Source organism: Rodentibacter trehalosifermentans (genome assembly GCF_002000545.1).
Lineage (GTDB): Bacteria > Pseudomonadota > Gammaproteobacteria > Enterobacterales > Pasteurellaceae > Rodentibacter > Rodentibacter trehalosifermentans.
Genome location: NZ_MLHL01000077.1, coordinates 1 through 1510 on the forward strand (window position 1 = coordinate 1; position 1510 = coordinate 1510).

Sequence of the window (1510 nt, forward strand, 5' to 3'; positions counted from 1 at the left end):
TTGTCAATGCCGATATAAAGCTCATGCCCTTTATTCATCACATTCCAGCCTAATTCATTGCGCCACAGCCAGCCACTTTCACCAGAAAGGGTAAGCTCACCGTCAAACCCTCGCACGGTATAACGTCCGCCAATGCTGAATTTATCTTGTTGTACTAATGGGGTTTGGTTCCACTGGGCATTCCAGCTCGTGTTAAAACGGAGTATCTGATTGGCAAGGGTGAAAGGATAGCTAAAATCAATGGAGGCGGTAATAATCTGCATTCTTGAGGTACCTTCATCAAAGACTTCTTCCGGCGCGGGGAGTGCTCGATAGGCCCCCGTTCCCCGTTTATAGTTTGCCGCAAGTTGAAGGGTCGCATTACCAATATAGTGCGTATGATTTAATCCCACTTCCCATCCTGCCGTACGGCGGCGCTGGACTTCGACTTCGGTGTCATTAATGTAATTTGAGGATTTTCTCGCCCACACACCGGCATTAAAAGAGGTTTTATATTGGCTGCCCCGACTTAATAATCGGCTCAAGTTCACTTTCATTTGTTGGCTTTCACCGGAATATTGGTAAGATTCAAAAGCGCCTGCAATGGTTTGGTGATAGGTATAGCGTGAGCCGGAAAGGGTGAGCAGATAATTTTTCCACGGAATCGAATAATAAAGACTGAGATTTTTACTGCCGTAATCCCCCTCTGCATTATCGCTATCCCGTTTAAAACTCCTTGTACCGCTGATATAGAACATATCGTTTAAGGTCAATACATTATCCCAAGAAAACGTCGCCGAGCCTTGTAGGCGCCCTGTCGCTTTGGTGCCTGAATCATCCAACCCTAATGTGAGATGAAAAGGTAAACCTTGTTTGTATTGAATCACCACATCGGTTTCCCCCATTGTCTCCCCCGGTACTAATTCAATGTTCGCATCAGCACTTGGTATACGTTTTAAGTTTTCCAGCCCTTGCTCAATATCACGTACATTTAAAATATCCCCTTCTGTCATGGGCATCGCAAACCAAAGTGTCCCTCTTGTCGCAAAAGGTATCGCACTTTGGTCTTGTAATTGAATATGCCCAACTTTGCCCGGAATGACGGTTAACACCAACATTCCCGAACGCAAATCCTGCGGTTCGACCAGCACGCGTGTGGTCACATAGCCAAAATCAATCAAACGGTTTTGAATACGGCGCAACAACACATTAATCCCCTCCGCCCCAATACACGTCGGCAAGGTAAAATCACGCTCGGCATAAACCGCATTTAACGCCCAATTAAAACGGCTGGGTTGAATCAATTTTGGGTTGGCTTCATTTGCATTAAAATCGGTGAGAACAAGTTGATTGATGGGAAAACATTGCGCTTCTTGTTGAGGAAAGCCGTTTGTTTTCGTTTTTTCGGCTTCAAGTCGGATATTCGGGGTTTGCACTTGCCGGGATTGGATTTCATTATTCCGCCCCATTTGCAACTGTTCCTGACGGGCAATGATTTGTTTTTCTGCCTCCGTTGGTAAGCGATTCGGGG

Annotated in this window: 1 protein-coding gene; it reads right to left on the reverse strand. The window is 45.8% G+C overall.

The genetic code is table 11. The features are described 5' to 3' along the window. On the reverse strand, positions 1-1510 hold a 1510-nt coding region (locus BKK52_RS11825; protein ID WP_158076054.1), incomplete at both ends, for a ShlB/FhaC/HecB family hemolysin secretion/activation protein.